Raw genomic sequence first — 7,059 nt, 5'->3', positions numbered from 1 at the left:
GCAGGCGTCGGGCGAGGCGGCCCGAGCCGCGGGGTCGAAGGGCGCCGCCTCCGCGATCGCGGGCGCGGTCTCGGGCGCGGCGCCCGCCCTGCTCGGGGCGGTGGCCGGCATCGTGGCCTTCGTCGCCTGCGCGCTCGCCGTCGCGCAGCTGCTGAGCGCGCTGTTCGGCTTCTGGGACGACGCGGCCTCCAAGCAGGGCCTCGAGGGGCTGCCGCCCTACATCACCTACGAGATGGTCGAGGCGGCGCTCGAGTGCCAGGAGGAGTACGGGCACCCGGCGGGCTGCACCATCGCGCAGATCATCCAGGAGTCCGGCCAGGGCGACCGCATGAGCCAGCTCGCAGAGCGCGACCACAACCTCTTCGGCATGAAGTGGTGGTCGGGCTACGCGGGCTGCCCCGAGGTGGCCGGCAAGGCGAACTGGGCCACCAGCGAGGAGTACGTGCCCGGCGAGCACACCCAGATCACGGCGAGCTTCATCCGCTTCACCGGCGACGCCGAGTGCATCCGCTTCCGCAGCAGGGTCTTCCTGCAGGCGGAGCGCTACTCGGGCAACGCCCTCATCCGGGAGGCGATCGAGAGGCACGACTCGGACAGGATGGCCGAGGGGCTCAAGGACGCCGGCTGGGCGACCGACTCGTCCTACGTCGAGTCCCTGAAGTCGATCATGGCGCAATGGGGCCTCTACCGGCTCGACTCCATGACGGTCGAGGACCTGAAGGACCCGGCCGCGAACGGGAACGCGATCGTCGAGGCGGCGTACAGCCAGCTCGGCGTGCCCTACGTGTGGGGAGGCTCGACCCCCGGCAAGGCGCTCGACTGCAGCGGGCTCACGCAGTACTGCTACGCGCAGGCGGGCATCCGCATAAGCCACTACACGGGTTCCCAGTACGAGGAGCTCAGGCGCATACCGCTCTCGGAGGCGAAGCCCGGCGACATCCTCTACCGCTCGGGCCACGTGGCCATCTACATCGGCGACGACAGGTACATACACGAGCCGCGAACGGGCGACATGTGCCGCATAGCGAGCGGCATCGGCAGCTTCAGCTGCGCGCTCACCGCGAGATAGGAGAAACCAATGCAGGGAAAGTCAAGGGTCATGGCCGCCGTCGCGGCAGGCGCGCTCACCGTGGCGCTCGGCGCGGGCGCGGCGCGCTGCGCCATCGCCCCGCAGGAAGGCGCGCAGGATAGTCCCCAGGAGCAAGAGCAGCCCGCGGCTGCAGGCGCCGACGCGGCAACCGGGAAGGCCGCCTCGGGCGCCGAGGCGCTCTGGAACACCGCGTGGACGGGCGCCGACGACCCGACAGCCACGCTGCGGATCGTCGAGGGCGCCATGGTGGAGAGCGCGGGCGGCACCGAGCGCGCCTGGTTCTTCTCGGCCGAGGAGCCCTCCGAGGCCGGCGGCGTGCTCAGCGTGCCCATCGAGGTCAAGGGAACCGGCGACAAGGCGGGAGGCCTGTCGCTCATCCAGGTCTCGGGCGGCGGGGACGCCCGCACCCTGGCATGCGACCTCCTGACGCAGGCCTACGTGCCCCAGAGGGCGCAAGGCGGAGCGTTCTCCGTGACCGGCACCGACGACCGCCTCTCCGAGGCGCTGGGCGCGGATGCCGCCGCCATCGAGGAGGCCGTCGCCGGGAAGGCGGCGGAGGTGTCCCCGCAGGCGGCGGGAGCCACCTGGGACAAGGAGGTGTGGCTCGACTACGCCGGGAACGTCGCGTCGACGACCTTCACGCTCGACGACCCCGCCTCGACGGTGGTCACCGTGGTCTCGCGCGGCGGCTCGCTGGAGGCGATGTAGCCGTGCGGGCGCTCAAGGCGCAGCGCCGCAGGGCGTTCGCCATCTCCGCCGCGGCGGCGTTCGCCCTCTGCGCGCTCCTGCTCGTCCCCGCGCAGCCGGCATACGCCGACATAGCCGGGGACGTCAACGATTGGCTGTGCGGCCTTCTGCGCGACTGCTGCAACTGGATGTTCAAGGCTCAGACGGGCGTGCTCGGGTCGATCGGCGCGAACGGGATCCTCTCGGCCGACTTCGCGCACATGCTCACGAGCTCGAGCGACCTGACCATGCACGACGTCGCCCGCGGCGTGTGGCAGGTTGCCATCCTGCCGATCGGGTGCGGGGTGCTCGGCCTGGTCTTCACCCTGAAGCTCATCGAGATCTCCCAGCGCATGGACGGCAGCCAGAGCCTTCCCGGCGTCAAGGAGGTCGTTTTCCTCCTCGTGTTCTTCGCCGTGTTCCTGTTCCTCATACAGAACAGCTTCGACCTGATGGCGTCGATCTACGAGGTCTGCGGGCTCGCCATCGACCGAGTCGAGGCGCTCTTCGGCGCCGGAGGCGCGCTCGACCTGCCCGAGGTGTCCGTCGTCACCACCGACGACGACATCCCGTCGCTCATCGCCATGCTCGTCGTGAGCCTCATCAGCTGGGTCGTGGTGCTGGCGGCCTACGTCGTCGCCCTCGTGGTCTGCTGGGCCCGCGCGCTCCAGCTCTACATCATGGCCGCGTTCGCCCCGATCCCGCTGGCGTTCCTCGGCATGGACGCCACGCGCCAGATAGGCCTTGGCTACCTGAAGAGCTTCGGGGCGGTCTGCATCGCCGGCGTCATCATCCTCGTGCTGCTCATATCGTTCCCGCTCGTGCTCGGCGGGCTCACCGGGGCGAACCCCGGGACGGGCACCCCGGCCGACGCGGTCGCGAACGGGCTCACCTACGCGCTGCAGTACCTGGCCATGTGCGTGCTGCTCATCCTGGCCCTCGTGAAGAGCGGCTCCTGGGCGCGCGACATCGTGAGCGGCTTCTAGCGGAAAAGCGAGGAAGGGGGCGGTCGCCATGAGATAGGGGCGCCGCGCCGGGGCACGCGTCCCGGCGGATGAAGACAAGGACCGATTGAAAACGAAAAGGAGGAAAGACATGGAAGAGAGGAAGAACGTGTACCTCTCGCTGCACAAGAGCTTCGTGCGCGAGGGCATCGAGTACACCGACCGCGCGACCGGCGAGGCCAGGACCTTCAACTCGGCGACCCTTCCCAAGGGCACCGTCGTCGACGGCGTGGACGTGGGAGGCTACGAGTTCAGCCCCATGTTCGTTAACGAGAGCCGCTTCAAGGGGGCCGACTTCCGGGACATACCGCTGCTCGCGAACCGCGAGGTGTGGCTGAGGAAGACGGTGATGGGCCCGGACGGCCAGCCCGAGCTCGACGAGGGCGGCCGCGCGGTCAAGGACACCGTGAAGGTCATGCCGGCGCAGCTCAAGGAGGCCGTTGACGCAGGGCGCTCGCGCTACCTCGCGGAGCGCGCCGAGCACGCCCGCCAGGCGAGCCGCGCCGCCGAGCACGAGGCGCCCCGCGCACAGCGAAGCGTCGAGAGATAGGGAGGCGGAAAGATGAACGCAGCGAAAGACTGCACCCTGCAGGAAAAGCTCCTCCGATGCGCCATGGCGCTCATCCTGGCGGCGGGGGCGCTGCTCGCCTCCGTGGCGGCCTCGCCCGCCTACGCCGCGCCGAGCACGGTAGACGTGTCCATCGGCGGCAAGATCCCCTACGGCGGCTTCGCCACCACGTGGATGAGCGCCGACGGGAACATCGCCTACTGCGCCGAGCCCTCGTCCCCGACGCCCGCGCCGGGCTCCTACTCGACGAGCCCCGTGTCGAGCGGCGACGTGACAGCGGCGATCTGGTACTCGTTCGGCTCTCCCGGCTTCGACGCGTCGATGTTCCCGGGCAGCTGGTACGACGGCGGCGGCTGGGACGACGCGAAGTACGCCGCGGCGAGCCATGTGCTCATCGCCTACGCCTACTCTGGGTCCGAGTCGGCTGCCACGCACGGCACGAGCGCCGAGTTCGCCTCCTGGGCGAAGTCCGAGCTGATCGGCGGGACCTTCGCCAAGATGAAGGCGGGCGCCGGCAAGGTATCCGCCGGGTTCGAGGCGTTCTGCGTCAGGACCGGCGGCGGCTCCCAGACGCTCGTGAGCTTCAGCTGGTCCACGGGCGGAGTCAAGGTCGTCAAAACGGACTCCGAGGCGGGCGCGGAGCCCCAGGGCGACGCCTCGCTCGACGGCGCGAGCTTCTCCGTCGTTAACGAGACCGGCCGCTACGTGCTGGTCGGCGGCAAGTACTACGCCGACGGCGAGGTATGCGCCACGATCAAGACCGCGCCCGAGGACGGGTCGCACGTCGCCGCGACCGGCGCCGACGCACTTCCCGCGGGCAATTACCGCATCGTCGAGTCCGGCGCGCCCGAGGGCTACGACGCCAGCGACGCCTCCGTCACGTTCACCGTGAAGGCCAGCGAGGTGGCCGACCTCACGGGCGACCCCGTGACCGACGAGGTCTTCCGCGGCGGCGTGCAGGTGACCAAGTCCGACAAGGAGCTGCAGGCGTCCGAGGCGCTCGCGGGCAGCGGCCACAAGGAGGCGCCTGGCGAGCACCCCGGCCTCGACGGGATCGAGTTCACCGTCACGAACCGCTCGGCGCACAAGGTCCTCGTTGACGGCGAATGGCGCGAGCCGGGCGAAGCCGTGGCCACGCTGACCACCGCATGGAACGACGAGGCCGGCGCCTACACCGCGCAGACCGCGGCCGACGCACTGCCGTACGGAACCTACGACGTGCGGGAGACGGCGACGAACGGGGGCTACCTGCTGACCGACGGCGAGCCCCGCACCTTCGAGGTCCGCACCGGCGGCGAGATCGTGAGCGCCTCCGCGGACGGCGCCGCGCTCGAGTTCCGCGACCAGGTGGTGCGCAACGACCTCGAGCTCTCCAAGAAGAGCGAGTCCGACAACGCCGGCCTCATGGTCCCGTTCGCCATCGAGAACGCGGCCACCGGCGAGACTCACGTGCTGGTCACGGACCGCAACGGCGACGCGTCGACCGCGAGCAGCTGGAACAGGCACTCGAGGGACACCAACGCCAACGACGCCCTGCTCGGCCATGAGGGCCCGATTGCTGTCGCCGACATGGACCCGAAGGCCGGCATCTGGTTCTCGCTCGGCGAGGACGGCTCCTCGGCGCCGGTCGACGACTCGCTGGCGGCCCTGCCGTACGGCGCCTACACCATGACCGAGCTGCGCTGCGATGCCAACGAGGGCCTCGAGCTCATCACGAGGAGCTTCTGGATCGATCGCGACTCGACGGTCGCGAAGGCCGTGTGGATGGGCCTCGACGACCAGGAGGGCCCGCGCATCTCCACCACGGCAAAGGACGGGGCGGACGGCGACAAGGACGTCTCGGCCGACGCCGAGGCCAAGGTCGTCGACGCCGTCGCCTACGAGGGCCTGAAGGCCGGCGAGGAGTACGAGCTCTCGGCCACTCTCGTCGACAAGGCGACCGGCGAGCCCGTGGCCGACGCCTCGGGCGTGCCCGTGGAGGCCAAGGCCGAGTTCGCCCCCGCGCTCTCGACGGGCAGCCGGGACGTCGAGATTTCCTTCGACGCGAGCCTGCTCGGCGGCCGCGACCTGGTCGTGTTCGAGAGCCTACGCAAGGAGGGAGCCGAGGTGGCGTCGCACGCGGACCTCTCCGACGAGGGCCAGACAGTCCACGTCGCCGTCGAGGTGGGCACGCAGGCGGCCGACGCCGCCGACGGCGACCAGGTCATCGAGGCCGGCAAGGCCAAGGTCATCGACACGGTGGCCTACAAGGGCCTCGTCCCCGGCGAGACCTACATCGCCGTGGGCACGCTCATGGACAAGGGCACCGGAGAGCCGTTCCTCGACAAGGACGGCAACGAGGTGACCGCGCGCACGCCCTTCGAGCCCGAGGCGCCCTCCGGCACCGTCGAGGTGACCTTCGAGTTCGACACCGAGGGCCTGGCCGAGGGAGACGAGCTCGTCGTCTTCGAGAAGGTCCTGGACTCCGCCGGCAACGTCGTTGCGGCCCACGAGGACATCGACTCCGCCGAGCAGAGCGTCGTCGTGGACAACCCCGACACGCCCGAGGTCCCCGAGGAGCCCTACGCCAAGACCGGGGCCGACGCCCCCGACGGCACCGGCTACGCCGTGGCCGCGGGCATCGCTCTGGCAGCTGCGGCGGGTACGGGCGGAGTGCTTGCGTATCGCAAGCGCAAGGCGGCCGCGAGCAAGGACGAGGCGGCCGAAAAGCCGGAAGAGTAGCGGCAGCGCATCGATACCGAACCGGAGGCCCTGGGCGCTCGCCCGGGGCCTCCCCTGCGAACGGGGGAGGACATGGACAAAGGGAAAGCCGCCACGGCGCTCGCCGTCGCCGTGGCGTTGCTGGCGCTGGCGGCGCTCGCCGTCTTGCCGCAGCCCGAGAGGAACCCATACGTGGTGCACGAGGTGCCCGCTGCGGAAGAGGACGCGGAAATGGAGGCTCAAGAGACGGGAGGCGGAATCGACTGGGACGTCCTTCCCGCCTCCGTCGTCGCATGGGTGCGCGTGCCGGGCACGACCGTCGACTACCCGATCGTCCAGGGCCGGTCGGAATCGCCCGACTTCTACCTCACGCACGATGCTAACGGCGAGCGCTCCGCATGGGGCGCTCCCTACATCGACGCAGGCTGCGCGCAGGGAGCCGAAAGCCCGCTCGTCATCGTGTACGGGCACCACATGTCCGACGGCACCATGTTCGCGCCGCTCGCGCAGTACTCGTCGCGCGACTTCGCCGAGGGGCACCGCACCATCCGGATCTACACCCGCGAGAAGGCGATCGAGCTCAAGGTCTTCGCGGCCGACGTGGTCGACGCGAGCTCGGAGGGCAAGCGGACCGACTTCGCCGACGCGGCGGAGCTCGCCGCCTACCTCGGGGACAAATTGTCCCGGTGCGAGGTCGTCCTGGAAGAGCCGGCGGACATCGCGCAGGCCTGGGCCTTCGTGACGTGCAGCTACCAGACGAGCAACTCGCGCACCGTCGTCTACGCGAAGGAGGTGGAAGGATGGGATTCGCGCCCTTCGGAATAGGGCTCCTCATGGGGCTCCTCACGCTCACGGCCTACGCCTGCTGCGCAGCCGGCGACGACGACCGGGACTAGCCGTGGGAAATCGAAATCGCACAATCAAAACCACCCCTAAAAGGGGTGGTTTGCTCTTAGGGTATAACCCTTGGA

The 7,059-nt window shown here is 69.9% G+C and carries 6 protein-coding genes and 1 pseudogene; all 7 read left to right on the top strand.

Features of this window, described 5'->3' with window-relative positions; genetic code table 11:
• A partial coding sequence (locus DWV43_RS09650; RefSeq protein ID WP_199571380.1) for a glucosaminidase domain-containing protein occupies positions 1-1,069 on the top strand: 1,069 nt, incomplete at its 5' end.
• 30 nt (positions 1,070-1,099) lie between these two features.
• Positions 1,100-1,798 (top strand): hypothetical protein, encoded by a 699-nt coding sequence (locus DWV43_RS10285; protein WP_199412431.1) that lies wholly within the window; start codon positions 1,100-1,102, stop codon positions 1,796-1,798.
• Between the two features lie 2 nt (positions 1,799-1,800).
• Positions 1,801-2,802, top strand: coding sequence for a hypothetical protein (locus DWV43_RS09640; RefSeq protein WP_216400469.1), 1,002 nt, complete (start codon positions 1,801-1,803; stop codon positions 2,800-2,802).
• Positions 2,803-2,911: 109 nt separating this feature from the next.
• On the top strand, positions 2,912-3,370 hold the full coding sequence (locus DWV43_RS09635; RefSeq protein ID WP_042433176.1) for a hypothetical protein: 459 nt from the start codon (positions 2,912-2,914) through the stop codon (positions 3,368-3,370).
• Between the two features lie 12 nt (positions 3,371-3,382).
• Positions 3,383-3,781, top strand: a pseudogene (locus DWV43_RS10575) (thioester domain-containing protein); the annotation flags it as partial.
• A gap of 183 nt (positions 3,782-3,964) precedes the next feature.
• Positions 3,965-6,109 (top strand): VaFE repeat-containing surface-anchored protein, encoded by a 2,145-nt coding sequence (locus DWV43_RS09630; RefSeq protein WP_233539261.1) that lies wholly within the window; start codon positions 3,965-3,967, stop codon positions 6,107-6,109.
• Between the two features lie 72 nt (positions 6,110-6,181).
• Entirely contained in the window at positions 6,182-6,913 is a 732-nt protein-coding gene (locus DWV43_RS09625; protein WP_117818397.1) for a class B sortase, read from the top strand.
• Positions 6,914-7,059 lie beyond the last annotated feature (146 nt).

The organism is Collinsella sp. AF05-9 (assembly GCF_003465595.1).
Taxonomy (GTDB): Bacteria; Actinomycetota; Coriobacteriia; order Coriobacteriales; family Coriobacteriaceae; genus Collinsella.
Note: the sequence above shows the minus strand (reverse complement) of the source record. Positions and strands in the feature narration are given on the sequence as shown.